We start from the raw sequence: 26,312 nt of genomic DNA, 5'->3' as shown, positions 1-26,312 counted from the left end.
GTTAACGCAATAATTCCAATTGATGGGCTAGGGGAGCACCCGCATCGATGAGCTGGGTGCGCACGCGCAGTTGCTGCATCATGGCGATAAAGTCCCTTTGCTGACGCAGCTGGATATCAAGCCAAGCCTGATAACTGTGGCGGGTGAGCACTAAGTCCTCATCCCCATCACGTACCGGCAAACTAAAGTTGTGCGGTAACGGCAGTGTCCCTTGGCGCAGGGGATCGGTAATCAGGTAGGCGCCCACATCACAATGACGTTTAAGCTCGGTTAATGGCGCGATACATTGGGGGCTAAAATGGCTGCCATCTGTCACTATCCAAACCAAGGAGCCGGGTTTGGCGATGCGTTGTAATCGCTGACACGCGCGCAGGATATGGTCGGGATCGCGCTGGCCGCTGCCAACATGATTGAGTTGATTCTCATGCACACGGCGCAGGCCTGAGATCAATTGCAATATGCCCTGACGACGGCTGCGGGGTTTAAGCTCCAGATGCTCAGACTCGCACGCGATCAAGGCACCGAGTCTATCGCCATGGTTAATGGCATTCCAACCTAAGGTGGTCGCAAGGTGTCCTGCTTGCACCGATTGCAGCAATAAACTTGAGCCAAAATAGAGACTTTGGCTCAAGTCGATCAACAACAGAATAGGGCGCTCACGTTCTTCGACAAATAACTTAGTGTGGGTTTTGCCCGTGCGAGCGGTCACGCGCCAATCAATGGTGCGCACATCGTCACCCTGTTGATAGTGGCGCACCTCGGCAAACTCCATCCCGCGGCCTTTGATTAAGCTGCTGCGATGGCCCGCTAAATTAGCGCGGGCACGGCTGTAACGTTCAGGCATAGCACGGGCGATATTTTGGCACGCCAGCAGCTCTTGCTCGGTTAAATGCAAGCCATCGGCAAACAGCGGCAAGCCATCGGCCGAGGCTGAGAGTCGCGCAGTGTCACTCATCTTATTTCACCTTTATCTTCACCGTTAAGGTACTGCTACTTGACTCAAGATGTGGCTGATCACGTGATCGCGGCTTACACCTTCGGCCTGCGCTTGGTAGCTCAGTAATAATCTGTGTCTTAGCACATTCGGTGCAACGGCTTGAATGTCTTCCGGTGAAACAAAGTCTCGCTCGTGCAGCCAAGCGCGGGCGCGGGCACAGCGTTCTAACGAAATAGTGGCGCGTGGGCTTACACCGTACTCAAGCCATTTCGCTAAGTCTTCGCTGTAACGTAAAGGCTCGCGGGTCGCCATAACGATTTCGACTATGTATTTTTCGAGTGGTTCGGCGAGATAGATTTCCATGGCTTCGTCACGGGCGGCAAACACATCGGCCTGAGCAATCGGCTCAGTGGTCGGCAATTCGTGGGTGAGTGCTTCTTTACGGGATTGGCGCAGAATTTCGATTTCAGTCTCGCCGCTCGGGTAATCAAGATTCAAGTGCATGAGAAAACGGTCAAGCTGTGCTTCGGGCAGGGGATAAGTGCCTTCATTTTCTAATGGGTTTTGGGTTGCCATCACTAAAAACAGCGGTGGCAGCTTATAACTGTGCTTACCGACGGTAACTTGACCTTCGGCCATGGCTTCTAATAAGGCCGATTGTACTTTGGCGGGGGCGCGGTTAATTTCGTCTGCCAAGATTAAATTGTGGAAAATCGGTCCGGCTTCAAATTCGAAGGTGCCGGTTTGCGAGCGATAAATATCTGTGCCGGTTAAATCGGCAGGCAGCAGATCTGGGGTAAATTGAATGCGGTGGAAATCGCCCTCAACCCCGTCACATAAGGCTTTCACCGCACGGGTCTTGGCCAGTCCCGGCGGACCTTCAACTAATAAGTGGCCATTGGCAATTAAGGCAATGAGCAGATTTTCGGTCAATACTGGCTGCCCTAAAACAACCTTATTTAGGTAAGTGCGTAATGCATGGAAGCGACTCAAAGGCATGATGCTACTCGTTTTATTATGTTGAAAATTCGTGTGTGGGCTATAGACAACGGATATGGTAAAGAATTCCCTTAGGGTTTGGCTAGTGTTAAAAAAACAAACAGGTGTTTAAAACTTGCTGACAAGAAGTTAGAATCAGATCACACTTTAATGGTCAGACCTGTTATTGGGCGTTTTTTGCCGTAAAACAATGGGTCAAACACGGAAATAGCTAGCGCCGCCTGAAATCTCTCAGCGATTGCGCACATAAAGAGGGTGACAAATGAGTGATAGACAACAGGTTACGAACGCCAAGGGTGAGCGTATCGCAATAGTAGCGGGTTTAAGAACGCCATTTGCAAAACAAGCCACGGCATTTCACGGGGTATCGGCGCTCGATATGGGCAAAATGGTGGTCAATGAATTATTGGCGCGCTCTGAACTGGACCCTAAACTGATTGAGCAGCTGGTCTATGGACAAGTGGTGCAAATGCCCGCTGCACCTAACATCGCCCGTGAAATCGTACTCGGTACTGGCATGAATGTGTCGACCGATGCCTATAGTGTCACTCGTGCCTGTGCGACTAGCTTCCAATCTGCCGTAAACGTGGCCGAATCTATCATGACGGGCAATATCGAAATCGGTATTGCGGGCGGCGCCGACTCTTCTTCTGTATTGCCTATCGGTGTGTCGAAAAAATTAGCCCATGCGTTAGTCGATCTGAATAAAGCCCGTAGCTTTGGGCAAAAATTACAAATTTTCCGTCGTTTAGGCATTAAAGATTTATTACCTGTACCGCCTGCAGTTGCCGAGTACTCAACGGGCTTGTCCATGGGACAAACCGCTGAGCAAATGGCAAAAACCTACAATATTAGCCGCGCCGATCAAGATGCCTTAGCGCACCGCTCACACACCTTAGCGAGTGAAACTTGGGCTTCAGGCCATCTTCGTGACGAAGTGATGGTTGCCCATGTGCCGCCTTATAAACAGTTTATCGATCGCGATAACAATATCCGCGAAAACTCGGTACTGGAGTCATACGCTAAGTTGCGCCCTGCTTTCGACAAACAGCATGGTACTGTGACGGCGGCCAATAGTACGCCGCTAACTGACGGTGCCTCAGCGATTATCCTGATGAGCGAAGGTCGAGCGAAAGCCTTAGGTTATCAACCAATTGGTTACATTAAGAGCTATGCCTTTAGCGCCATTGATGTGTGGCAAGACATGCTGATGGGACCGTCCTACGCGACGCCACTGGCGCTGAAACGTGCTGGAATGGAGCTTGAAGATCTTACCCTGATTGAAATGCACGAAGCTTTTGCGGCGCAGACATTAGCGAACATGCAGATGTTTGCTTCGAAAAAATTTGCCGAAGAAAAACTTGGCCGTAACCGCGCCATTGGTGAAATCGACATGAGCAAGTTTAACGTGCTCGGCGGCTCGCTTGCCTATGGTCATCCTTTTGCTGCAACGGGAACCCGTTTGATCACGCAAGTGTGTCGTGAGCTTAAGCGCCGTGGTGGTGGAACTGGCCTAACAACAGCCTGTGCGGCTGGTGGTTTGGGTGTGGCAATGATAGTGGAAGTGGAGTAATCGGCATGGAAAAGACATTTAATTTAACCCGCCGCGACGACGGCATTGCCATCTTGACTATGGATGTTCCTGGCGAAAGCATGAACACCCTAAAAGCGCAGTTTGGCCCTGAAATCAGTGAGATTTTAGCCGAAATCAAGAGTGATACTAGCATACGCGGTTTAGTGCTGATCTCAGGCAAAAAAGATTCTTTCGTCGCGGGCGCAGATATTTCTATGCTCGATGCCTGTAAAACGGCGGGCGATGCCAAAGCCTTATCCCAGCAAGGCCACGTGGTTTTCAATGAGCTAGAAGCCTTAACTATTCCTGTAGTTGCCGCAATCCATGGTGCCTGTTTAGGCGGTGGTTTAGAGTTAGCCTTAGCTTGTCATCAAAGGGTATGTAGCGACGATGGCAAGACTATGCTCGGCGTTCCGGAAGTTCAACTTGGCTTATTGCCAGGTGGTGGTGGCACTCAACGTCTGCCACGTTTAGTCGGCATTACCACCGCCTTAGACATGATGCTGACCGGCAAACAAATTCGTCCTAAACAAGCCTTGAAAATGGGCCTAGTGAATGATGTTGTACCACAAACCATTTTGCTGCAAACCGCAGTTGAGATGGCACTTGCGGGGAAACGTGCACCAAAACCTGTTAAAAAATCACTCGTTAATCAAGTGCTTGAAGGCACGAGTTTCGGCCGTAACATTATTTTCGATCAAGCGACTAAGCAGGTCGAAAAGAAAACCCAAGGTAATTATCCTGCGCCTGCCAAGATCATTGACTGTGTGCGTCAAGGGATTGCTAAGGGCATGCAAAAAGGGCTAGAAGTCGAAGCCGGTCATTTTGCCGAATTAGTGGTATCGAAAGAATCTGAAGCGCTGCGCAGTATTTTTTTCGCGACCACAGAAATGAAGAAAGAAACCGGCGCTGAAGGTGCAAGCCCGCGTAAAGTGAAAAAAGCGGTGATCTTAGGTGGCGGTTTAATGGGTGGCGGTATCGCATCTGTCACAACGACCAAGGCTAAAATCCCCGTTCGTGTCAAAGATATCAGCGAAAAAGGTTTAAGCAATGCATTAGCTTACGCCTACAAGCTGTTGGATAAAGGGGTTAAGCGCCGTCATATGACGCCTGCTGCCCGTGACAACCTAATGGCACTGATGACCACAACGACTGAATATAAAGGCGTTAAAGATGCCGACATCGTTGTGGAAGCGGTATTTGAAGACCTAGCGCTTAAGCATCAAATGGTGAAAGACATCGAGCGTGAGTGTGGTGAGCACACCATTTTTGCGTCAAACACCTCATCTTTGCCTATTAGCCAAATCGCCGAAGCGGCAACGCGTCCTGAGAACGTGATAGGTCTGCATTATTTCTCGCCAGTAGAAAAAATGCCGCTGGTGGAAGTGATTGCCCATGCTAAAACGTCGCCAGAAACCATTGCGACCACGGTCGCATTTGCCCGTAAGCAAGGTAAAACACCGATAGTGGTGCAAGACGGCGCGGGTTTCTACGTGAACCGTATTCTTGCGCTTTACATGAACGAGGCTGCGCAATTATTACTTGAAGGCCAAAGTGTTGAACATCTGGATAAAGCCTTAGTGAAGTTTGGTTTCCCTGTGGGCCCTATTACTTTACTCGACGAAGTGGGTATCGACGTGGGCGCTAAGATTTCACCAATCCTCGAAAAAGAATTGGGTGAACGTTTTAAAGCGCCAGCGGCTTTTGACAAGCTATTGGGTGACGATCGTAAAGGCCGTAAAAATGGTAAAGGTTTCTATCAATACGGCGCATCGAGCAAGAAAGCTAAAGCTGTCGATGAGAGTGTTTATGGCGTGTTAGGCATTAAGCCTGGCACCAATAAAGACGCAAAAGCGGTTGCCGAGCGTTGTGTTGTACAAATGCTCAACGAAGCGGTGCGTTGTTTAGAAGATGGTATTATCGCATCGCCAAGAGATGGTGATATTGGCGCCATTTTCGGTATTGGCTTCCCGCCATTCCTCGGTGGCCCATTCCATTATATTGACACTCTAGGCGCCGCAAACTTAGTGCGAATTCTTGAAGGTTATCAAAGCCAATTCGGTAACAGATTCGAACCTTGTGAGCGCTTAAAAACCATGGCTCAAGAAAACGCGCACTTTTTCTAAGTTTCAGTGAATCTAAGTCATAGTTAATCTAGGTCTTAGTCAATCAGGGTTGAACAAAAAAGCGGCAGAATATTGCCGTTTTTTTATTGCCATGAGGCATGTTTTTGCCTAAAAAATGTTCATAACTTAGATGTGGATCTTGTATAATCCGAGCGCTTGATCGAGAGAGCCGTGCTCAGTGCTGTGAGCGTAGCGATGAATGAGTGCTGCTCGTTTCTGCACTGTGCGGAGTACATTTATCCTGCTGTTAAAACGGCGTATTTAACATGTGCATCAATCAGCAAAATTAAGCGAGTCGTATCCGCATTTTGATGGGGAATTAGTTTCTCTACATTTATGATTTTTAGTTGTTTTCAAAGAGGTGGTTTGTGGTTTTGCTGGTTATCTTTATCGCATTAATCTCTGCTTGGTACTTCGGCTTAGCTGCATTTACCGCAGGCCTTTGTGTTACGCATTGGGCATTACTGGGTTTTGTGCTCGGGCCTTTGGCTTATCCGCTCTTTACGACACACCGCCATTTAGCTTTGAGGAAAATCCGTTGTAGTGAGGAAGGGATATTAAATAGCTAATCTATCAATATGTAATGCTATGTATTTTCATACTTTTTTACTTATGTAAAACTAAAGGGAGCTAATGCACCCTTTATTGTTTCTAGCCTAATTTTCTATAACAAAGCATGAGTCAGACTCATGGCTACAGGACTTAAATTAATTCCACCAACCTTTCGCAGAAATCACTTCAAGGTGGTTTAAGCCTTCTGGCAACTTAACTTTTTTACGCGCTGGCTTGGATAAACCGAGTGCTTTTTTGATTGAATTTAGCATAGTCACTCTCCCTAACCTGATTAATGTTATGCAACTTCAGAGTTAATAAATTTAACGTAAGGATGTCCTGCGACTTCGAGAGGTTTGAACTTCACGTAAGGATGCCCAGCGATTTCAAAAGGCTTGAACTTCACATAAGGATGCCCAGCGATTTCAAAAGGTTTAAACTTCACGTAAGGATGTCCAGCGATTTCAAAAGGTTTAAACTTCACGTAAGGATGTCCAGCGATTTCGAAAGGTTTGAACTTCACGTAAGGATGTCCAGCAATTTCGAAAGGCTTAAACTTCACATATGGATGCCCAGCTACTTCTACTGGAGCAAGTTTAACTGCAGGTTCTTCTGAAGTAATTGACTTAGCTGCTGGTTCTAATTTTGTGTTATCTTCAAGTGCATAAGTATTTACTGCAAAACCAATTGAAGATAATAAAGTAACGGCGGCAAGGATTCCTTTCATCATTCTAATTCTCTCTCAGGGTAGTTGATATTGATTTATTATTGACACTGATAGTGCTACTGCACTTGTTGTGCCAATGTTGTAAACCGCAATCAAATTGAGATTTAAATGATTAATTAATGTTACTTTGGGTGTTTGGCTTTATCATGTCTTCTTGGAGTAATAGGGTAAATTCGGTCTCTTTTATGGCCTTACTAAAAATATAGCCTTGAATTTCTTCACAGTTAAGTGCTCGTAAAATGTTTAGTTGCGCAGTCTGTTCTACTCCTTCACCCACAACAGAAAGCCCCATGTTATGGGCGATAGTGATAATAGAATCGACCATTTTGAGATCGCGATCAGACTTATCAATATCGTCAACAAAAGCTTTATCAATTTTTAAAGTATGAATCGGGAAACGTTTTAAGTATGAAAGGGACGAGTACCCAGTGCCGAAATCATCGAGTGCCAAACTAACGCCCATTTTAGCCAGTTGCTGCATGACAATAATCGCCGTTTCCGGCTGCTTAATGACAGTACCTTCAGTTATTTCTAATTCAAGGTGACAAGCGGGGAGTTTGGTGAGTCTTAAAATTGACTCTATTCGTTGTTGGATATCGGGGAGTGCAAATTGACGTGACGATAAATTGACGGCGACTCTGCCGCTGAATATTCCTTGTTCACGCCATTTCTGCGCTGCGAAACAGGCTTTGCGTAAGACGATTTCACCAATTTCAACAATTAAACCGTTTTCTTCAGCAAGTGGAATAAAATCATTTGGGGGTATCAAGCCATGTACTGGATGATTTAATCTGACTAAAGCCTCCATGCCTGCAATTTTACCGCGCTTAAGATCAACCTTAGGCTGATAATAAACTTCAAATAGATCATCTTTTAAGCCTTCACGTATGAGATTCTCTATTTCTAACTGCCTAATCGCATGTTGATTTAATGACTCTGAATAAAACTGATAGCAATTACCTCCTGCTGACTTTGCATGGTACATAGCAATGTCAGCTTTCCTCAGTAATGCTTGCTCGCTTTGCTCATCTTCTGGGAATAGTACTATACCAATACTTAATCCTAGGACTAGTTGTTCATTACTCACTTCAAAAGCGGGTTTTAACCCTTCGATAATACGGTTAGCAATCGCAGCGCTGGCGCTTATATCTGAGCCTTTATCTAATACAATGGCGAATTCATCTCCGCCTAGACGGTAAATACTGGTGTTTTTGGGAAGTAATGACTTAATGCGAGCAGCAACGAGCTTTAATAATGTATCTCCAATCTGGTGACCCAAGGAATCATTTATACGTTTAAAATTATCAAGATCAAGTACCATTAACGCATGGGCTATTTCTCGATTCACTAGGTTACTTAAGGTCACTTGTAAGTTGGAGCGATTTGGGAGTCCGGTTAAGAGATCATTATTGGTTAGTTTTCTAAGCTCTTCTTCTTGCTGTTTCCGTCTCGAAATATCCGAAAAAACCCCGACATAGTGTGACAATTCGCCTAACTCATCATAGATAGCATCGATAGTGAGCTCCATGTGGAAGTGACTTTTATCTCCTCTTGCGGCTTCGACTTCATTTGCCCAGCGACCTTGTTGCTTCAACATGGTCCTGATTTGGGTGGAGAAGGTTTCAGGATATAAATCAAATGTGAGTACGTTGCCAATAAAATCAGTTCTGTTACGTAATGAAATCTTACAGCAAGCTTCATTAACTTCGACAAAACGGTATTCACCGTCGAGGATAAACATGCCTTCAGAAATATTTTCAATGGCTTTTTCAAAGAGTTTTAGTTGCTCTTCTTTTTGTTTAAATTGACTAATATTTTTAATCGTACCTGTCATACGCAGGGCATTATCTTTGTCATCACGTTCTACAATTTTGGCGCGGTCTAAGATCCATACCCAATTGTCGTCTTTACCTTTTACTCGGTATGCGGCTTCAAAATGATCTGTTTCACCATAAAAATGCTTATTGAGCGCTTCTCGAACACGCTCTTGATCCATTGGATGTATATTACTCTCTTCATCTGATTTACCAGAACGGTGTCCATCACGGGGGAATTCAAGTGCTCCCCAGATATTTGAGCGGAAAATGTTGCCAGTTTCTATATCCCAGTCCCACATTTCATCACCACTTCCCCATAGTGATAGTTTTAATCGTTCTTCACTGAGTACAATCTGTCTTTGTGTTTCTCTACGACGTAATATGGCTTTTGTCACAAGGTAGGAAATAAATAATACAATAGCAGCATAAATAGATTTTGCTTGAAATGATGACCACCAAGGAGGTGTTATAATGACAGTAAGCTCTTTTGTTGCTGCTTTTTCACCGGAAAGTGAATTAACAGAATAAACTTGAAAAGTATAATTTCCTGGAGATAGGTTTGTATATGTTGCTGAGTTTGTTCCATTTGCAGGTATCCATATATCAGAAAGACCGAACATTCTATAGTAGTAGTTAGTTGATGAGTCGTCTGACATAGGTGATATAAAGTTGAACGAAAATGGATAGTCAGAGTATTTCAATGATATTTCATTAGATGCTGCGATTGATTGTACTAGATAGTTGCTTTCTTGATTTTGAACTATATTAAATACTAAGAAATCTGATATTTCTGTTTTATTTACCTTGCTTTTCTTTACATAACTTACAACATCTTTAGGAGATACTAGACTAATCCCACTAATCCCCGCAAGTAGAGTGTTACCGTTTATATTGATACCATTGGGAGCGTTGTACTCATATTGACTCCCATTTGATGTTTTTAAGATATAAGATACTTTACTGTTTTTTTCAAAAATAATGACTTCACTTAGTGATGAGGCTGTTATAAAACCATCATTATCTACAATGGCGTAGATCTCTTTATTGTTAGAAAGTATTCTCGAAATTTTTTTATTGGTATCATTATAAAGCATCAGTGATGTTGATGTTCCGAAGTAAATGCCATTATCACTTTTTTCGATGCTGTAAGTTATTTCATTGCTTAAGTTTTCTAATAATCCATTTTCATATTTTTTTAGTCCATCTTGTCCAGCTATATATATTAGGTTGTCAGATTTTAACTCTACGTCAAAAATTGGCTCATTCTTTTTTGTATCAATGCTGTTAGTAATTTCACCATTTTTGATGATTAAAACTTTACCATCAGGTGTGCCAGCAGCAATTGTCAAACTATTTTCATTAATAGAGAGTGATGATATTATATTTTTGCTAATCAACTTGGATGAATCATCTTTCTGTAAAAACAACCCTGTATTAGTACCAAAATAAAGCCCATCGTCACTTAGAACTGCGTATTTGTATCCTTGAGTATGAGTGTTGAAGCTTTTTATTAGGTTCAAATTTTCATCAAAAAGTTTTATTTTTTCAGAGTCAGATGAAACTAGAAATCCTTTAGTGTTTTTTGTAAGATGCCATGTGCTATCTGTCGTTAAGTTAGTTTTTTGCACTAAATTATTTACTTTTTTTACAATAGTGATGCCTTGATCAATACTTCCTAATACAAACATATCTTCGGTTGCAAAAAATGAAGATGTTTTGTCTGGTCTATCTGGAGATAAAAGTCCAATAGTAGTGTTGTTGGAAATATTAACAACATTTTCATTTGTGAAGCCATATATGTTTTTTTTATATTTTGTAAGTAATGAAAACGCTCGATTATCGACTTTTACTATTTCATTGCCTTCGTATTCATATAATCCATCACTGAATGATATTAGCATTGTCGTGTCATTCTTTTGCTCGAAATCCATTGTTTTTCGAGCTATCTCTTTTAACTCACTCCCGCTTAGTTCAAATAATGTACCTGCATAGTCTCTTATATAATAATCGTCGCCTACTTTTATCGTTTTTTTAATTTCACTTAGGCCTTTCTTTGAAAGTTCATAAGTTTGCTCTTTGTTACTTATATCAATAATTGCTTTGTTGGTTCCAACAATTAAACTCTTATCACTTGAGTTGAGGCTCCAGACTGGGGAGTCATTTACCGATAGGCCATAATGAGAAAATGATTCTTGCAGTTTATCATATACGACTAGACCACTATCGGTTCCAACATATAACACGCCTTGTTCATCAATGAGTAAACTTCTGATAAAAGAACTGGGAAGGCCTGTTCTGGCATCATTAGCATAAAAATGCTTAAAGTTTTTCCCATCAAATCGATTAAGTCCATTAAATGTTCCAATCCATAGATAGCCATCATGGTCCTGGACTATAGACGTAACTGTGCTTTGGGAAAGTCCTTGTGGGACACCAAAAGATTGTGATTGGAGAATAATTGGAGATTTATCAGAAAAGGGAGATGCGTTTACGTCTTCGAATGCATGCAAGCCAAAGAAAGCGAGCAAGACGATTTTAAAGAGTGCTTTAGGCATAGTGTTTATTCTTATTATCCGAGGATGCCATGAAACAATTGTGTTACATCACTTTTCCAGAAAGTGAGGGCTTTGTCAAAGCGGAGGCGGCTAAAAATCCTTTTAACAGCATGTAGATGCAGCAAAATTGTCCGCAGTAGAAGGGGTAGAACATGGACTCGCCATGTTTTACATTAGTATTACGCCCAACCGTGATAGATACAACTATAGTTGGGCCAATTTGTAGCGGTTTTGTTTGTTTGTCCAACTTTGTGAACAAATGTGTGTGTAAAAGTGTTTTTGTTTAGAAATTAAACTTCTCTGCCGTTTGCTTAAACGTTTTGAGATCTGTGATCATTTTTTCTGACTGCAACGCCGCTTGGGTTCTGTGCTGTTCACCCGTGCTAAATAAGACTAAGCGGTCACTGTGTTTGGTGCGCATTTTACGCATCATGAATTTGAGTAAATCAGTGCGGGTGAGCTTAGTGATTTCGTCTACGACCAGTTCTCTTTGGTTAAATTGATAATCTCTGTTGCCGACACTGACCCAATATCGTTGGCTGCGAGTTTTGAGGTTCGCATCGTGCTCCATGATCTGACTAATAAGACCGACCTTAGTGCTTTCCCATTCTTCGTTGGTGATTTGCATCACGGCATAATTAAAGTCGGCAATAAACTCGTCTATCGCCTCTAATAAATGCAGTGGTCCAGTCGTAGGTGACTGGATATAAAAAATGAGTCCTGGATGGCGATTGAGCGGCAGATAACCTGTGCCTACCATGTAGCCCAACTGTTTCTCGGTGCGCAGTTCATGGAAGAAGGTGGACGACATAGTGTGATTTAGTAAGCTAAACAGTGCCATTTTTTCTGGCGTTGCTACTGCGGATTGGTAATACACAATGATCGCGCTATCTTGATGATCTATCGCAAGTTCTCTAAGTAAGGTCCCTTGGCCCGTTAAATTCACTAACTCTCTGGTGGACTCGGCGCTTGGCGTCGAAACCAAGGATAAAATGTGCTCTAAGCGTTTACCGAGAGCTTGTGCTTCAGAGACTAACCAATCCCCATAAACTAACCCTTCAAGATAGATCTTCTCGTAAAAGGCGCGTACATGGTTATGCAAATCTTCAAGGCTTATGTTTTCGAGCATTTGAGCCATGCGGGCAGGTTCATAACTGCTTTTTTGTAGCGTGACAGTCAGACTAGTAAACAATTGCGAAATAGGTTTAGCCTGCGCTAGATTCTGCCAACTGCGCAGTAGTTGAGATTTAATTAGGGCAAAACGTTCTTCAGTAAAATTACGCTCTCTGGCTTTGTGGATTAACAAGGCCAAAAGGGTTTCTTGATTACCGGTAAAGCCCGATAAATGCAGGGTTATACCACCTTGATGCGGATAAATATTGTAGCTTAAGCCCGCGACTTCGGCCTGATAGGTTGGTTCTGTCAGATAATCGAGCAGCATTTCAACATACAAGCGGGTGAGGGCGGCATGTTTTGGTGTTTTACTCGCCTGCTCTGAGTCCAGCGACAAATACATGTGGCCTTTGGGCACATTAAACTCATCGTCTTTCTTGTGCCAAATACGGTATCCCGTCGATTCTGCAACGATCACTGGTACCTCGACATCGCTCTTATCTGGTCGAGGAATGGAGTCGGCGACGATAAATGGGTTTGCAGCAGGTAATTGTAATTCAGGGCGAATACTGCTCACTTGCCAACGAGCAAGTGATTGAGGTGCAATAGGGCGCACTTTATAGGGTGTGTGATACCAGTTAGCTTTACGATCCGTTTTAACCGATTGCGCGATAAGCTGCAGACGCATATTGTGGGGTGTCATTAGCTCGAGTAGGGCTATGGTTTCTGGAATATCCAGCCCATCCATTCGATAGTCACCAAAGACCAAATCTTCGACTTCATAATGATGCATATTGATGCTGAGATGACTGGCTAAATCGAGTGATTTAACTTGCTCTTGGTAGCGAAATGCCATTTTGAGCAGGTTTGCGCGTTCTAAATAACGCCACTCATCTAAACCTTGGGTTTTGATGAGCTCAATATACTCAAAACAGCAGCTGATAATCTCATCAAGATTCGCAAGTCCCTTATCGGTTAACTGTAAACCGATACTGTAATCTTTGAAGTTATAACCATTTACGCCGCCGCCCGCGGACAAGTTATTCACCAGTCCCTGCTCTTTAAGAAAGGACAACAGGCTGCCATGGCTCTCATTACCTAAAATATGGCTGATATAAGTCAAAGGCTTACGTTTGTAGTAGTGGTCAATGCCAGGGAAATTAAAGCTGATGCTTAAGCGTTTTTGCTCCTTAAGCGGTACGATATCAATTTGGGTTAACAGCTCATTTTCTGAAAACAGCGGCACTTGAGGATAGTTTTTCACTAAGTTCAAGTTTTGGATCCCGCTAAAATAATGGCAGGCTAAATCTTCTAATTCGTCGAGGGAAAGCGGCGCGACTAAGCACAAGGTCATTAAGTTGGCGCTGTAGTGGCTTTGATAGAAATCGAGTAATTCGCTACGTACCTGTGCTTGCTCTCCGCCTAAGGTGACTAGGTTACCGACTGAAAATTTTGAGAAAGGATGCAGTGGATTAACTGTCTCTTTGAGCACTTGATAGGTACGGCGAATATCGTCTTTCAGTTTTAAACTAAATTCAGATTCAATAGCTTGGCGCTCTCTGTCGACCAGTTCTAAGTCAAATTTAGGCGCAATAAAAAATTGGCTGAATCTGTCTAAGGAGTCGGCAAACACGTCTTCATTGATGGTGAAAAAGAAGTTGGTGTGCTCTGTGCCCGTCCAAGCGTTATTGCTGCCGCCATGTTGGTTGATAAAGGCGTGGTACTCGCCTGAGTCGGGAAATTTTTCGGTACCAAGAAAGAGCATATGCTCTAAAAAGTGCGCCATGCCGGGTCTATCTGCGGGATCATCAAAATGACCCACGCCTACAGCCATAGATGCGGCCGCTTGGCTGGCATCTTGATCTTCAACCAATAACACCCTAAGCGCGTTATCTAACACAAGATAACGATACTGACGGTGATCATTTGGACTTTTATAAATGGACTGAGAGGCTTGCAAAGAGACACTCCGATAACGATAGCTTGTTATATATTGATAGTCTTAATGGTTTTTAGCAAATATCTCTTGTGTTTATCGACTAAAGATTAAGTCTTACAAGGTTTGTTGAAATGGATTTTAGGGCTACAATTGGGATAAAACAAAAACAAGTTTGAGTCGCGAGAGAAGTATGCAGCTATTTTTGATGAGACATGGTGACGCCGGATTTAATGCTCAGTCTGATAGAGACAGAACACTGACCGATGTTGGAAGGCACCATACTGTGTTGATGAGCAACTGGTTGGCTCGCAGTGTGACTGATTTCGATCTTGTTTTGGTGAGTCCTTACTTACGTGCACAGCAAACTTGGCAGGAGCTGAGTCAGCATTTTCCGGAACCGCGTAAGTGGTTAGTTGCTGATGATCTTGTTCCTTCTGGTGATCCCGCCAATGTAGCCGCTTTAGTTGTAGCCTACGCTGAGTTATACAAGGCGGATAAAGTGCTAGTGATTGCTCACATGCCGTTATTGGGCTATTTAGTCAGTGAGTTAGTTGCGGGTGTTGAGCCGCCGTTATTTGCCACTTCGGGCATTACGCTTATTGATAAACATGCCGAGCAAGCTTCAATCGTGTGGCAGCACGCGCCCCACAGCATTAGCTAGTCTTGATTGATATCCTTTTTACAAACGAAACGGCCCACTGAATGTGGGCAGTTTGTTTTCGGTAAATCACTAAATCGCCAAATCGGAAACGTTAATGTTTAAAGCCGATAGCGAGTTAACGTTTATGCGGCTGCTCACCAATATCAATCAGCACTAATAACGCCGCATCGCCGCCCCATTCTTTAGGGGCCTGATGGAAAGCCTTCACCATAGGATGCTGCACTAACCACATGGGGACTTGTTGTTTCAATATGCCACTGCCGTAACCATGCATAATGCAGCAACACAGGCTTTGCTGTTTAACGCAGGCTTGGATCAGTGCCGCTAGCTCAAGTTTGGCTTCCGATTGGCGATAGCCGTGCAAATCCAGCAGCAAATCTGGCTGGTAATCTCCACGTCGCAGGCGTTTGAGTTCTAGGCTATCAACCCCTTCCTCTAACCAACGCATCGGTCCTTGTACTGGCAGTAGCGGCTGATAAGTATCTGAGAAATAACTGTTAGCATGCAGTTGCTGCTCTTTCAGTTCTATTTCCTGTTTGGTTTTTAAGGGCGTGCGAAAGTGTCGCTTATTTTGCGTGATGGGTTTAATACCATCGATAAGCGCTGAGAACATCGCCAAGCCTTCTTTGTCGTCGTCTTTATTCATGGCGGGTATTCTATTGAATCCTATGGTTTCTGAATAGAGTTCAGTTACAATGTTCGCGAACAAACTAGCGGGAGCACGTTTTGGATAAGATCTTTGTAGATGAAGCTGTGACAGAATTACGCACTATTGGCGATATGTTACGTTGGGCCGTGAGCCGTTTTAACGACGCCAATGTGTATTATGGTCATGGTACTGATAACGCGTGGGATGAAGCCATCGCCTTAGTTTTCCATGCTTTACACTTACCCGAAGAAATCGGCCAGCAAGTGATTTTAAGCAACTTGACCAGCAGTGAAAAGCATAAAATTGTCGAGTTGATTATTCGCCGTGTCAGAGAGCGCCTACCTGTGCCTTACCTGACCAACAAAGCGCGTTTTGCCGGACTTGAATTTTACGTCGATGAGCGTGTGTTAGTGCCACGTTCACCGATTGCCGAAATGATCGCTAACCGTTTTAGCCCTTGGTTATATGGCAAACCAGTAACGCGTATTTTAGATTTATGTACTGGCAGCGCTTGTATCGCGATTGCCTGTGCCTACGAATTTGAAGACGCCGAAGTCGATGCGCTGGACATCAGCGAAGATGCCTTAGATGTGGCGCAAATCAATATTGAAACCTTAGGCGTGATGGACCGAGTATTCCCGATGCAATCGGATTTGTTCTCGGCAATCCCAGAAGGTCCACAGTATGATTTGATTGTCTCAAACCCACCTTATGTTGATGCCGAAGACATTGGCGACATGCCAGATGAATATCATCATGAGCCAGCCATTGGTTTAGCCTCAGGTCGCGACGGCTTAGATTTAACCAAACGCATACTGGCCAATGCCGCGCAATACCTCACACCAACGGGTTTGCTCGTAGTCGAAGTGGGTAATTCTATGGTGCATTTGATTGAGCAATTCCCAGAAGTGCCATTCACTTGGATTAACTTTGAAAATGGCGGCGATGGCGTATTTGTATTGACCCGCGATCAATTGGTCGAAAATCAGTCAGTGTTCGGCATTTATCGCGACGCAGAATAACCTAAGATAGCAAATTAGGTTGAGACTTTTCCCGCTGCCAGTTAGGCTTGCAGCGGGAAAATAAATTGTCCAGTGGTCGCTGGACACGGAGCGATGAACAAATAACCTAAGGTGTACAAAGCGGATGTCTGGAAACAGTATTGGTCAAAATTTTGTAGTGACGACGTTTGGTGAGAGTCACGGTGTTGCACTGGGTTGCATTATTGATGGTTGCCCACCAGGGCTTGAATTAACCGAAGCCGATATGCAGCATGATCTTGACCGCCGTCGCCCAGGGACATCCCGATATACCACGGCCCGCCGTGAGCCAGACGAAGTGCGGATTTTATCCGGCGTTTTCGAAGGTAAAACCACGGGTACCTCAATTGGACTCTTGATCGAAAATACCGATCAACGCAGTCAAGATTACTCTAATATCAAAGATTTATTCCGCCCTGGACACGCCGATTATACCTACCAGCAAAAGTACGGTATGCGTGACTACCGTGGTGGTGGCCGCTCGTCTGCCCGTGAAACCGCGATGCGCGTTGCGGCGGGTGCTGTGGCTAAAAAGTATTTGAAGCAAATTCACGGTATCGAGATCTATGGGTTTATGTCACAGCTGGGTCCTATTTGTGCGCAGACTATTGATCTTGACCAAATTGAGCAAAATGCCTTTTTCTTCCCCGATGCCAGCAAGCTTGAAGCGCTTGATGAATACATGCGTGAGCTGAAAAAATCCGGTGACTCCATTGGCGCGAAAATCTCCGTTATCGCGACAGGCGTGCCAGTAGGTTTAGGTGAGCCAGTATTTGATCGATTGGATGCTGATATTGCCCACGCGCTAATGGGCATCAATGCCGTTAAAGGTGTTGAGATTGGTGATGGTTTTGGCGTAGTGACTCAAAAGGGCTCCGAAGGTCGTGACTTAATGTCGCCGCAAGGCTTTGAATCTAACCATGCGGGCGGTGTGCTCGGTGGGATTTCATCGGGCCAGCCGATTATTGCCCATATTGCGTTAAAACCCACATCAAGCATCAGTGTGCCGGGCCAAAGTATGACGGCGCAGGGTGAAATGGCCGAAGTCGTCACTAAAGGTCGTCACGATCCCTGTGTTGGGATCCGCGCTGTACCGATTGCCGAAGCTATGCTTGCTATTGTGTTGATGGATCACTTGCTAAGACACAGAGCGCAAAATCAGGATGTACGCAGTCACACGCCCGTTCTCGGAATGAGATAGGGGTATGAGATAGGCGCATGTGATAGATGGTATGCGATAACGATACAACAAGTGGCATGAGATAAAGGGAATGCGTTAATGTCAACTTCTTCCAGCACAAGCCGGCAATTACGCTGGCTTTGTGCCTGCTATTTTTTCTTCTTTTCTATTCTTGGTACTATGGTCCCTTATCTTGGGGTCTTCTTCGAAAATCGCGGTTTTAATCCTCAAGAAATTGGCTTTTTACTCGCCATCCTGATGGCAACGCGTATCGTTGCCCCGAATGTGTGGGCCAAAGTAGCTGACCGAACCGGGATGCGTGCCGAGCTTATCAAAATGGGCGCGGGAGCCGCCGCTCTGGCGTATTTGAGTTTCTTCTACCATGGCGGTTTTGTGTATATGGCGCTGAGTCTGGCCCTCTATACCTTCTTTTGGAATGCGATCCTCGCCCAGCTTGAAGTGATCACCTTAGAAACCTTAGGCGAGAATGCCAGTCGCTACGGCCAAATTCGCAGTTGGGGCAGTGTTGGTTATATTTGCCTCGTTGTCGGTGCGGGCTTTGCGATTGGCCAGTGGGGCACTGAAGTGCTGCCTTATATCGGTTTTTCATTGTTTATCGGCATGTTAGCCAGTGCGTTGCCATTACCAGCAAATCGTTTAGTGCGTGACACCAGTCAAGTGCGGCCGCCATTACAATGGAATCGGGCGATTATTTGGTTCTTACTCTCGGCCATGTTGCTGCAAATGAGTGCGGGACCTTTCTATGGCTTCTTCGTCTTATATTTAAAACAAGCGGGTTACTCAGAATCATCAGCGGGGATATTTGTCGCCCTTGGCGCTATGGCCGAGATTGTGATGTTTATGTTCGCGCCGCGTTTACTGGGCCGCTATGGTGTTAATACCTTATTAATTGTCAGTATCGGCATGACTTGCTTGCGTTGGTTGTTGGTCGCCTTTGGGGTGGACAGCGTATTGTGGCTTGGTTTTAGTCAGTTATTGCATGCCTTTACCTTTGGCTTAACCCACGCCGCATCGATTCAATTTGTGCACAGGCATTTCGATGCGAGTCACAGAAGCCAAGGTCAAGCCCTGTATGCCAGCTTAAGTTTTGGGGTTGGCGGCGCGCTCGGCACTTGGATTTGCGGCTATATTTGGGGCGATGGTAGCGGGGCAGTTTGGTCTTGGGTATTTGCTGCTGGATGCGCCTTTGCCGCTATGCTGGCGGTATTCTTTATTCCTAGGGATAAACCTGGCGTTGCCGCCCATGCGGCCTAATAATGTCAATCTAGCAATATCAATCACGATTAAAAGCATCTATTAAGATACTAAAATATAAAGATAAAATACCAAGGTTGCGTTAAGTGAGGTAAAAGGTGATTCGGTTTCGTTTAGGATTAGTGATCAATCCATTGGCTGGCTTAGGTGGCAGTGTTGGCCTTAAGGGCAGCGATGGCGTTGCCGAAGAGGCGCTCGCCTTAGGCGCCGAACCCAAAGCCGCTTTGCGTATGATGCAGGCTCTTGAGGTTATCCGTGATTATGCTGATGACATCGAGGTTATTACCGCATCGGGCATCATGGGTGAAGACGCGGCTAAGTCACTGGGTTTTACCACGCGAGTGGTGTATCAAACCCCAGATAAAACACAGGCACTGGATACGCAGGCCGTTGTGCGTGCGCTGCTGGATGAACCTCTGGATTTACTGCTCTTTGCCGGTGGTGACGGCACGGCCCGCGATATTTATTCTGTGTTTGAGCAAGCCACTATCGACGACAAACTCCCTGTGCTCGGCGTGCCTGCTGGCGTGAAAATTCATTCCGGCGTTTACGGTATTACGCCCCATGCCTCTGGCATGGTGGTCAAGATGTTACTCGATGGCGAACTCGTCAGTTTGATGTCCGCCGATGTGATGGATATCGACGAAGTGGCCTTTCGCCAAGGCACAGTGCGTGCAAAACGATTTGGCGAGCTTTTAGTGCCCGCCGAGCCGCGTTATGTGCAAGCAGTGAAGATGGGCGGCAAGGAAGTCGATGAACTCGTGCTGGCCGATATCGCCGCCGATGTGATTAATCAAATGGAAGATGAGCTGTACATCATGGGCTCTGGCAGTACGGTTGCCTTTGTGATGGAAGAGTTAGCTCTGGACAATACCCTGCTAGGTGTTGATATCATTCAAGATAAAAACCTTGTCGGCAGTGACTTAACCGCGAATGAATTACTTGAACTGACCCAAGATAAGCCGACTAAGTTGGTGATTACTTTAATTGGCGGCCAAGGCCATATCTTAGGGCGCGGCAATCAACAGTTGTCGCCTGAGCTCATTCGGCGCATCGGAAAAGACAATATTATTATCCTCGCCACAAAAACTAAGCTAAAAGCACTTGATGGACGACCACTAATTGTGGATAGTGGCGACCCTAAATTAGATAGCGAGCTTGGCGGCTATTATAAAGTGACGACGGGCTACCATGATTACGTCATGTATCAGGTGGCCAATCCAGATTTATTGGTCGCAGCAGATGTGTCGGCCAATCCAGTATTAATGGAGAGTTAGACCCAATGTTAGAGCATTACGAAGACGCATTAGAACAGTGGATCGCCAGTGTAGTCAGCCATGGTGATGACGATGCTTTGTTTGCCTGTGGCTATTTACAGGGTCATGTCGCCGTTGTGTTATCGCAACTTGAAGCGCAGGGTGCAACCGACCTCGATGCCCTGATGTCGAAAATGACCGACTGTTTAGCGCTCGCGCGCCAAGAATTAAATGATGCCGATTATGCCTTGGTTGAACAGGCATGGGCACAGCTGCATGCATGGATTGTAGGCGAATTTGATGTTGCCTAGCGTTATGCCTATGACTGACAACGAGCAAGTGACTAATACTGCAGTGACTAGTACCGAAGTAACGAGTACAGAAATGCCGAGTGCTGAATTAGCCAGTGAGCAAACGATCGATGCCAGCGCAGTGTTTATCGGTTTAGTGAATCCTAAAACGCCCGTTAATGTCGGCGGTATTATGCGCGCATCGGGTTGTTATGGCGTTGACGGCGTATTTTATACCGGCAGGCGCTACGAGTTAGCCGCGCGTTCGGGTGCAGTGCAATACCATGTCGATACTAAGGATGCTGGAGAGCGCATTCCGCTCACGGGTGTGACTTCATTACTCGCCTCGATTCCGGCGGACACTAAGCTTATCTGTGTGGATTTGGTGGTTGGCGCGACGCCGCTGCCGGATTTTGTCCATCCAGCGAAAGCCTTTTATGTGTTTGGTCCTGAAGATGGCACTATTGGCCAAGAGATTATCGATAAAGCCGATGCCGTAGTGTATGTGCCTACGGTCGGTTGTATGAATCTTGCTGCGTCGGTCAATGTGTTGTTATACGACAGATTGGCGAAATCTCACCGTGAGGCTGCAAGCCTAGCATCGAACATAAGCGGTGATGAGCTGATCCGCCAGAGTCGCGATAACAACAATCGTACTCGGGTAAAAGTGCCCAGAGCGCCGCGAAAACCTCGACATGTTAAATCCAGTAGTGTTGAGCCTAGCTGTAGTGACAACGCAATAGTCATCACAGCCGCTTAAGTGGTTTACAGAAAACATTTAAAAAAGGGATTAAGCCATGGCTTAATCCCTTTTTTATAGTGCTCAAAAACGTTATTTTTCTAGCGATTGATTGCCTAGAGCGCTTTACCCTTAAGTAACTTACGCAGCCACATACGATTGGGGTTGAGTTTACACAGAGTTTCTTTATCGAGCGGTATTGGCTCGCCGCAAAGCTGCGCCGCGAGACATTCGGCGGCCAGTGGCCCAGAACTGAGTCCCCGTGAGCCTAACCCTCCAAGAATATACAGTCCTTGATGCACGGGTGCTGGCGTGGTTTGCCAGTAGTGGCGACTTTCTTTAGTGAGTTGATGTTGTTCATAATCCTCAAGGATTTTCGCCACGTCTGGCGCGCAGCCCATCATAGGGAAATGATCCCGCGTCACCATACGCACGCCGACGCGGGCATTGTTGCCACTCATGTTGATATCTTCAAGCCAGCTTTGGTTCGGATAACTCTCGTGCATTTTTATGAGGTTTTCTTGTTGTTCATGCGGGCAAAAGTCTAAATGCTCGGGTTCTTTAACGTAACTCGCGCCAAGGCAGTGGAGTCCTTGGTGACTTGGCGTTAAATAACCGTTGGCGCACAGCACAGTTGCGAGCTGACTCAATTGAAATTGAGCGGGCACATGGCTGACTTGACCGCGAAAGGGGCTAATTTGTAATTTGTTACTGGCATCAAATTGTGTCAATTCAGCGCCATTGGCGAGTACAAGTTGCGCGAAGGGCCCGAAACGTTCCTTTTCAGTTAACAAAACCCAGCCATCGCTTTGGCGTTCAATGGCAAGGATGTCGGTATTGAGCGAGACGCTCACATCGGCCAGTTGCATCGCTTTTTGTATCGCAGCTTCGGCATATTCAAATGGACACACCCAGCCACCTAAGGGATAAAAAAAGCCTGGCTTATCGAGATTGATCTTGGCAATGGCATTGGCTTGCTCAGCATCGACGGCGTAGGCGATTTCACTTGGCCAAGGTTGGCCTTGAATGATTTTATCGAGTCGTAATTGGCTGCGTTCATCGTGGGCGGTTTGCAATACGCCGCAAAAATCATGGGAAATCGGCGTCTGATTGCCGGCGGGGGCGGATGTCAGCGCCTGCACTCGACGTCGGCTAAATAAAAATGCCTGTTGGAAAAAGCGGCTTAATTCGTCATTTTCTGGGGTCAGCAGCGGATAAATGGCTCCTTGGCGATTGCCCGATGCGCCTTGGCCTAGCTCGGCATCTTTACAAAATACCTGTGCACCTTGGCCGCGCTCAGCCAAAGACAGCGCCAAATGCGCTGAGGCTAAGCCGCCGCCTATAATGGCAATTGAGCTTTGCGTCGCCGAGGATAAGATTGCAGCCATAGGATTAAAAGCATAGGCTTTAGCGTCTTGCTGACGTAAGACTTGGCGCTCGTGTAGCAGTACGGTATCAAGCTGGTGGTTAATCAATGTGACTGGCTGATGGATACCCAGAGCTTTGGTAGCAAGTTTATTGATATCGCTCACAGTAAAGCCACAGGCTTGGAAACGGTTGACTGTTGTTTTGCTTAATCCGCTTGATTCGCTTAATCCAATCGTGGCAATGGTCGCGCTATCGTCACTGAGTTTTGCCATCTGCCAGTGGCTTTGATGATGTAGCGCCTGTAGCAGGTGAGGCAATATCAACCAGTGTTGAACCGGATGCATTGGCGAATGGCTGAGTGAACTGAGCTGGGTTTGAATATCACCAAAGTGCAGGTCGATAGTGGTACGACCGTCATCAAAAATTAATCTCTGGCAACCTATAATAGCCGTCGGCTCAGCATCGAGTAAAGTTTGAGCAAGTTGGCTGAGCTCAGATTTACACTCCAACGCTGACGCTTGCTTTGATTCAAGATTTGGCTCGAATGGGGTTTCTTTCACAAGAGCGAGTGATTGATCCCAAAGTGATTTAAGTTCGTACGCATTAATCGGATTGGGTTCGAACACCTTAAGGAGTAAACGTTGGCTAGGATTCGCCTGAGTGCGCCACCAAGATAAGAGTTCAAGCCCGTTACCTAAACCAATTTGGCCTAATATTAAGAGTTTTTGCTGTGAATGAGCCTCAAATACCCGCTGCTGATAAATGCTCAACTTGCTGAGATAGTGTGCATCAGTGTCAGCGGTTGCGGGATAAAGGTTGATTAATTGCTGGTAATCACGCTTAATTTGGCAAGGTTTATTGGGCTCTGCAGTCAAAGAAATTTACTCTCGGTCTCATAATTGGCATTATTTTACTCGCCTTTATGGAAAGCTGACCACTTAATTGAGTCAAAACAGATACTATTGGCTCAGCGAAAAGTAGGTACTGACATGTACACAATGGATAGCAATAAAATGAAAAGAGTCGTGATCACCGGAATGGGTGTTGTTTCAAGTATCGGTAATAACAAGCAAGAAGTGACCGAGTCACTGAAAGCGGGCCGCAGTGGTATTACGCATTCAGCTCAGTTTGAAGAGATGCAGTTACGTAGCCACGTATGGGGTAACATCAAGTTAAACCCAGCTGAGCATATCGATCGTAAAGCGCTACGCTTCATGGGCGATGCCGCTGCCTATGCTTACATTGCGATGCAAGAAGCCGTTAGCGATGCCAATTTAACTGAAGAGCAATATTCAGATCCGCGCGTCGGTTTGATTGTCGGTACAGGCGGTGCATCATCGTCTAACCAAGTGCAATCTGCCGATACACTGCGTGAAAAAGGCGTTAAACGTGTTGGTCCGTATATTGTGCCTCGCATCATGTCGAGCACGGCCAGCGCTTGTTTGGCTACGCCATTTAAAATTAAAGGCATGAACTATTCTATCAGTTCAGCCTGTGCAACCAGCGCCCACTGTATTGGTCACGCCGTTGAACTTATCCAAATGGGTAAGCAAGACATGGTTTTTGCCGGTGGTGCTGAAGAAGTGGATTGGACGCTGACCATGGGCTTTGATGCTATGGGCGCACTGTCAACTAAGTACAATTCCACACCAGAAAAAGCCTCTCGTACCTATGATGCAGACCGTGATGGTTTTGTGATCTCTGGCGGCGGCGGTATTTTAGTGGTTGAAGAGTTAGAGCATGCTCTGGCTCGCGGCGCAAAAATTTACGCTGAAGTGATTGGTTATGGCGCGTCTTCAGACGGTTATGACATGGTAGCGCCATCTGGCGAAGGCGCAGTGCGTTGTATGCAAATGGCGATGATGGATGTCGATACCCCAATCGATTACATCAACACTCACGGCACTTCAACGCCAGTGGGCGACGTGCGTGAATTAGAAGCGCTACGTGAAGTATTCAAAGACAAGTGCCCACCGATTGCATCGACTAAGTCTATGACAGGTCATGCTTTAGGCGCTGCTGGTGTACATGAAGCGATTTACAGCTTAATCATGATGGAAAACAGCTTTATTGCCCCAAGCATCAATATTGATAATCTGGACGACGCGGCTAAAGATATGCCTATCGTTCGTGAATATCGCGATGCTGAGCTGAATACAGTCATGAGTAACAGCTTTGGTTTTGGCGGTACAAACGCCACGCTAGTGATGCGTAAATTCAAATAAGTTTGTTTATCAAACGCGATAGAAGGGAAGCTTAGGCTTCCCTTTTTTATGGGCGTTTTATGTGAACCTGTTGCAGAGGCAGGGATTTATCCAATTAGTCTTGTTAGAATACCGAGCATCTTGATGCCTTCCATTCCCACTTTTATCCGATCAGGTGCCCATGAAGATTTTAGTCGATGAAAATATGCCCTATGTTGAACCGCTATTTGGCGATCTCGGGGACATTATTCCTGTTAACGGCCGCACGTTAACCGCAGAGCAAGTGCGCGAGGCCGATGTGCTATTAGTGCGCTCGGTCACCAAAGTGAATGCCGAGTTGCTCTCAGGCAATAACAAGCTGAAATTTGTCGGCAGTGCCACCATAGGCACAGATCATGTGGATTTAACCTATCTTGCTGAGCGAAATATTCCCTTCTCTAATGCACCAGGTTGCAATGCGACTGCGGTTGGGGAGTTTGCTTTTATCGCTATGCTGGAGTTAGCGCAGCGCTTTAATTCGCCGCTTAAGGGCAAGGTCGTCGGCATAGTGGGCGCGGGTAACACTGGCACTGCGACGGCAAAATGTTTGCAAGCCTACGGTATTAACGTGTTGCTTAACGATCCTATTAAAGCTGCAGAGGGCGATCCGCGCAGTTTTGTGAGCTTAGAAACCATCATGGCGCAGGCCGATATCATCAGTTTACATGTGCCCATCACGCGTACTGGCGAGCATAAAACCAAGCATTTGTTCGATGAGGCGCGCTTAAAGGCACTCAAACCCAATACATGGTTAGTGAATTGCTGCCGCGGTGATGTGATAGATAATCAGGCGCTTATCAAAGTGAAGCTGCAACGTGACGATCTTAAATTAGTGCTCGATGTGTGGGAAGGCGAGCCAACACCTTTGCCCGAGTTGGTACCATTGGCAGAGTTTGCTACGCCGCATATCGCAGGTTATAGCTTAGAAGGTAAGGCGCGTGGCACTTTTATGCTCTACCAAAACCTGTGTCAGTTGTTGAATATTACTGCTGATAAAAGCCTGCTGGATCTCTTGCCAACCTTTAACATTAAGGCGGTCGAACTTGCGACAGCGCCGAATGAAAAAGCGTTATTGCAGCTCGCGCGTTTTGTCTATGATTTGCGCGACGATGATAAGATGTTCAGAAATACATTCTTAAATGAGAATGGCTTCGACACTATGAGAAAAAATCACCAACATAGACGCGAATTTAGTGCATTGGCGCTGGCTTATGACGGTCAATCTGAGGTAGATTGGTTGTCCAATTTAGGTTTTTCAGGAGTCGGTCAGTAG

The 26,312-nt window shown here is 45.6% G+C and carries 19 protein-coding genes; 12 read left to right on the top strand and 7 right to left on the bottom strand.

Annotated features, from left to right (window positions below):
* Position 1: 1 nt before the first annotated feature.
* Positions 2-955 (bottom strand): DUF58 domain-containing protein, encoded by a 954-nt coding sequence (locus tag AC5YB3_RS03460; protein ID WP_006085478.1) that lies wholly within the window; start codon positions 953-955, stop codon positions 2-4.
* Positions 956-979: 24 nt separating this feature from the next.
* Complete coding sequence (locus AC5YB3_RS03455; RefSeq protein WP_427649077.1) at positions 980-1,936, bottom strand: AAA family ATPase; 957 nt, start codon at positions 1,934-1,936, stop codon at positions 980-982.
* 262 nt (positions 1,937-2,198) lie between these two features.
* Between AC5YB3_RS03455 and fadI the strand changes: the two genes are divergently transcribed.
* From fadI to AC5YB3_RS03440, 3 genes are all read left to right on the top strand, one after another.
* Entirely contained in the window at positions 2,199-3,509 is a 1,311-nt protein-coding gene (fadI, locus tag AC5YB3_RS03450) for an acetyl-CoA C-acyltransferase FadI (protein WP_006082247.1), read from the top strand.
* A gap of 5 nt (positions 3,510-3,514) precedes the next feature.
* Positions 3,515-5,635, top strand: coding sequence for a fatty acid oxidation complex subunit alpha FadJ (fadJ, locus tag AC5YB3_RS03445; RefSeq protein WP_494526571.1), 2,121 nt, complete (start codon positions 3,515-3,517; stop codon positions 5,633-5,635).
* 368 nt (positions 5,636-6,003) lie between these two features.
* Positions 6,004-6,204, top strand: coding sequence for a hypothetical protein (locus AC5YB3_RS03440; protein ID WP_006082241.1), 201 nt, complete (start codon positions 6,004-6,006; stop codon positions 6,202-6,204).
* Positions 6,205-6,485: 281 nt separating this feature from the next.
* Here the strand turns inward: AC5YB3_RS03440 and AC5YB3_RS03435 are convergent, their stop codons facing one another.
* The 3 genes from AC5YB3_RS03435 to AC5YB3_RS03425 all read right to left on the bottom strand — a co-directional run bounded on the left by AC5YB3_RS03435 (position 6,486) and on the right by AC5YB3_RS03425 (position 14,359).
* Positions 6,486-6,917, bottom strand: coding sequence for a hypothetical protein (locus tag AC5YB3_RS03435; RefSeq protein ID WP_006085474.1), 432 nt, complete (start codon positions 6,915-6,917; stop codon positions 6,486-6,488).
* Positions 6,918-7,026: 109 nt separating this feature from the next.
* On the bottom strand, positions 7,027-11,286 hold the full coding sequence (locus AC5YB3_RS03430; protein WP_494526570.1) for an EAL domain-containing protein: 4,260 nt from the start codon (positions 11,284-11,286) through the stop codon (positions 7,027-7,029).
* Positions 11,287-11,569: 283 nt separating this feature from the next.
* Entirely contained in the window at positions 11,570-14,359 is a 2,790-nt protein-coding gene (locus tag AC5YB3_RS03425) for an insulinase family protein (RefSeq protein ID WP_259524299.1), read from the bottom strand.
* Between the two features lie 169 nt (positions 14,360-14,528).
* On the opposite strand from AC5YB3_RS03425, the gene sixA reads away from it, so the two are divergent.
* Positions 14,529-14,999, top strand: coding sequence for a phosphohistidine phosphatase SixA (sixA, locus tag AC5YB3_RS03420; protein WP_006082236.1), 471 nt, complete (start codon positions 14,529-14,531; stop codon positions 14,997-14,999).
* Between the two features lie 115 nt (positions 15,000-15,114).
* Here the strand turns inward: sixA and smrB are convergent, their stop codons facing one another.
* Positions 15,115-15,645 carry an endonuclease SmrB gene (smrB, locus tag AC5YB3_RS03415; protein ID WP_494526569.1) on the bottom strand — a complete coding sequence of 177 codons (531 nt, stop codon included), beginning with the start codon at positions 15,643-15,645 and terminating at the stop codon, positions 15,115-15,117.
* 80 nt (positions 15,646-15,725) lie between these two features.
* Here smrB and prmB point away from each other — a divergent pair, with 80 nt between their 5' ends.
* The 6 genes from prmB (at position 15,726) to AC5YB3_RS03385 (ending at position 21,449) form a co-directional block, all read left to right on the top strand.
* Positions 15,726-16,670 carry a 50S ribosomal protein L3 N(5)-glutamine methyltransferase gene (prmB, locus tag AC5YB3_RS03410; protein ID WP_006082234.1) on the top strand — a complete coding sequence of 315 codons (945 nt, stop codon included), beginning with the start codon at positions 15,726-15,728 and terminating at the stop codon, positions 16,668-16,670.
* Positions 16,671-16,794: 124 nt separating this feature from the next.
* A complete protein-coding gene (gene aroC / locus AC5YB3_RS03405) occupies positions 16,795-17,889 on the top strand; it encodes a chorismate synthase (protein WP_283628319.1) in 1,095 nt (364 codons plus the stop codon).
* Between the two features lie 78 nt (positions 17,890-17,967).
* Entirely contained in the window at positions 17,968-19,143 is a 1,176-nt protein-coding gene (locus AC5YB3_RS03400) for an MFS transporter (RefSeq protein WP_012587326.1), read from the top strand.
* A gap of 98 nt (positions 19,144-19,241) precedes the next feature.
* Complete coding sequence (locus tag AC5YB3_RS03395) at positions 19,242-20,420, top strand: ATP-NAD kinase family protein (protein ID WP_494526568.1); 1,179 nt, start codon at positions 19,242-19,244, stop codon at positions 20,418-20,420.
* A 5-nt stretch (positions 20,421-20,425) separates the two neighbouring features.
* Positions 20,426-20,710 carry a YfcL family protein gene (locus AC5YB3_RS03390; protein ID WP_259212812.1) on the top strand — a complete coding sequence of 95 codons (285 nt, stop codon included), beginning with the start codon at positions 20,426-20,428 and terminating at the stop codon, positions 20,708-20,710.
* Positions 20,700-21,449, top strand: coding sequence for an RNA methyltransferase (locus AC5YB3_RS03385; protein WP_494526567.1), 750 nt, complete (start codon positions 20,700-20,702; stop codon positions 21,447-21,449). The genes AC5YB3_RS03390 and AC5YB3_RS03385 overlap by 11 nt, the downstream gene beginning before the upstream one ends.
* Positions 21,450-21,544: 95 nt before the next feature.
* Here AC5YB3_RS03385 and mnmC1 read toward each other — a convergent pair whose 3' ends face one another.
* Positions 21,545-23,671: an FAD-dependent 5-carboxymethylaminomethyl-2-thiouridine(34) oxidoreductase MnmC1 gene (mnmC1, locus tag AC5YB3_RS03380; protein ID WP_494526566.1), complete on the bottom strand. Its 2,127-nt coding sequence runs from the start codon at positions 23,669-23,671 to the stop codon at positions 21,545-21,547.
* A gap of 138 nt (positions 23,672-23,809) precedes the next feature.
* On the opposite strand from mnmC1, the gene fabB reads away from it, so the two are divergent.
* Together fabB and AC5YB3_RS03370 are read left to right on the top strand one after the other, a co-directional pair.
* On the top strand, positions 23,810-25,021 hold the full coding sequence (gene fabB / locus AC5YB3_RS03375) for a beta-ketoacyl-ACP synthase I (protein ID WP_494526565.1): 1,212 nt from the start codon (positions 23,810-23,812) through the stop codon (positions 25,019-25,021).
* Positions 25,022-25,181: 160 nt separating this feature from the next.
* A complete protein-coding gene (locus tag AC5YB3_RS03370) occupies positions 25,182-26,312 on the top strand; it encodes a 4-phosphoerythronate dehydrogenase (protein WP_494526564.1) in 1,131 nt (376 codons plus the stop codon).

This window comes from Shewanella sp. 1311, assembly GCF_059338235.1.
This window is presented reverse-complemented; position numbering and strand designations above follow the sequence as displayed.

Bases quoted from the DNA above. Each gene is read 5' to 3' on its own strand.
- AC5YB3_RS03390 (WP_259212812.1), top strand. From the start codon at position 20,426: ATGTTAGAGCATTACGAAGACGCATTAGAACAGTGGATCGCCAGTGTA.
- AC5YB3_RS03435 (WP_006085474.1), bottom strand. From the start codon at position 6,917: ATGATGAAAGGAATCCTTGCCGCCGTTACTTTATTATCTTCAATTGGT.
- AC5YB3_RS03430 (WP_494526570.1), bottom strand. From the start codon at position 11,286: ATGCCTAAAGCACTCTTTAAAATCGTCTTGCTCGCTTTCTTTGGCTTG.
- fadJ (WP_494526571.1), top strand. From the start codon at position 3,515: ATGGAAAAGACATTTAATTTAACCCGCCGCGACGACGGCATTGCCATC.
- AC5YB3_RS03400 (WP_012587326.1), top strand. From the start codon at position 17,968: ATGTCAACTTCTTCCAGCACAAGCCGGCAATTACGCTGGCTTTGTGCC.
- AC5YB3_RS03370 (WP_494526564.1), top strand. From the start codon at position 25,182: ATGAAGATTTTAGTCGATGAAAATATGCCCTATGTTGAACCGCTATTT.
- aroC (WP_283628319.1), top strand. From the start codon at position 16,795: ATGTCTGGAAACAGTATTGGTCAAAATTTTGTAGTGACGACGTTTGGT.
- fabB (WP_494526565.1), top strand. From the start codon at position 23,810: ATGAAAAGAGTCGTGATCACCGGAATGGGTGTTGTTTCAAGTATCGGT.
- AC5YB3_RS03385 (WP_494526567.1), top strand. From the start codon at position 20,700: ATGTTGCCTAGCGTTATGCCTATGACTGACAACGAGCAAGTGACTAAT.
- AC5YB3_RS03455 (WP_427649077.1), bottom strand. From the start codon at position 1,936: ATGCCTTTGAGTCGCTTCCATGCATTACGCACTTACCTAAATAAGGTT.
- smrB (WP_494526569.1), bottom strand. From the start codon at position 15,645: ATGAATAAAGACGACGACAAAGAAGGCTTGGCGATGTTCTCAGCGCTT.
- AC5YB3_RS03460 (WP_006085478.1), bottom strand. From the start codon at position 955: ATGAGTGACACTGCGCGACTCTCAGCCTCGGCCGATGGCTTGCCGCTG.
- sixA (WP_006082236.1), top strand. From the start codon at position 14,529: ATGCAGCTATTTTTGATGAGACATGGTGACGCCGGATTTAATGCTCAG.
- fadI (WP_006082247.1), top strand. From the start codon at position 2,199: ATGAGTGATAGACAACAGGTTACGAACGCCAAGGGTGAGCGTATCGCA.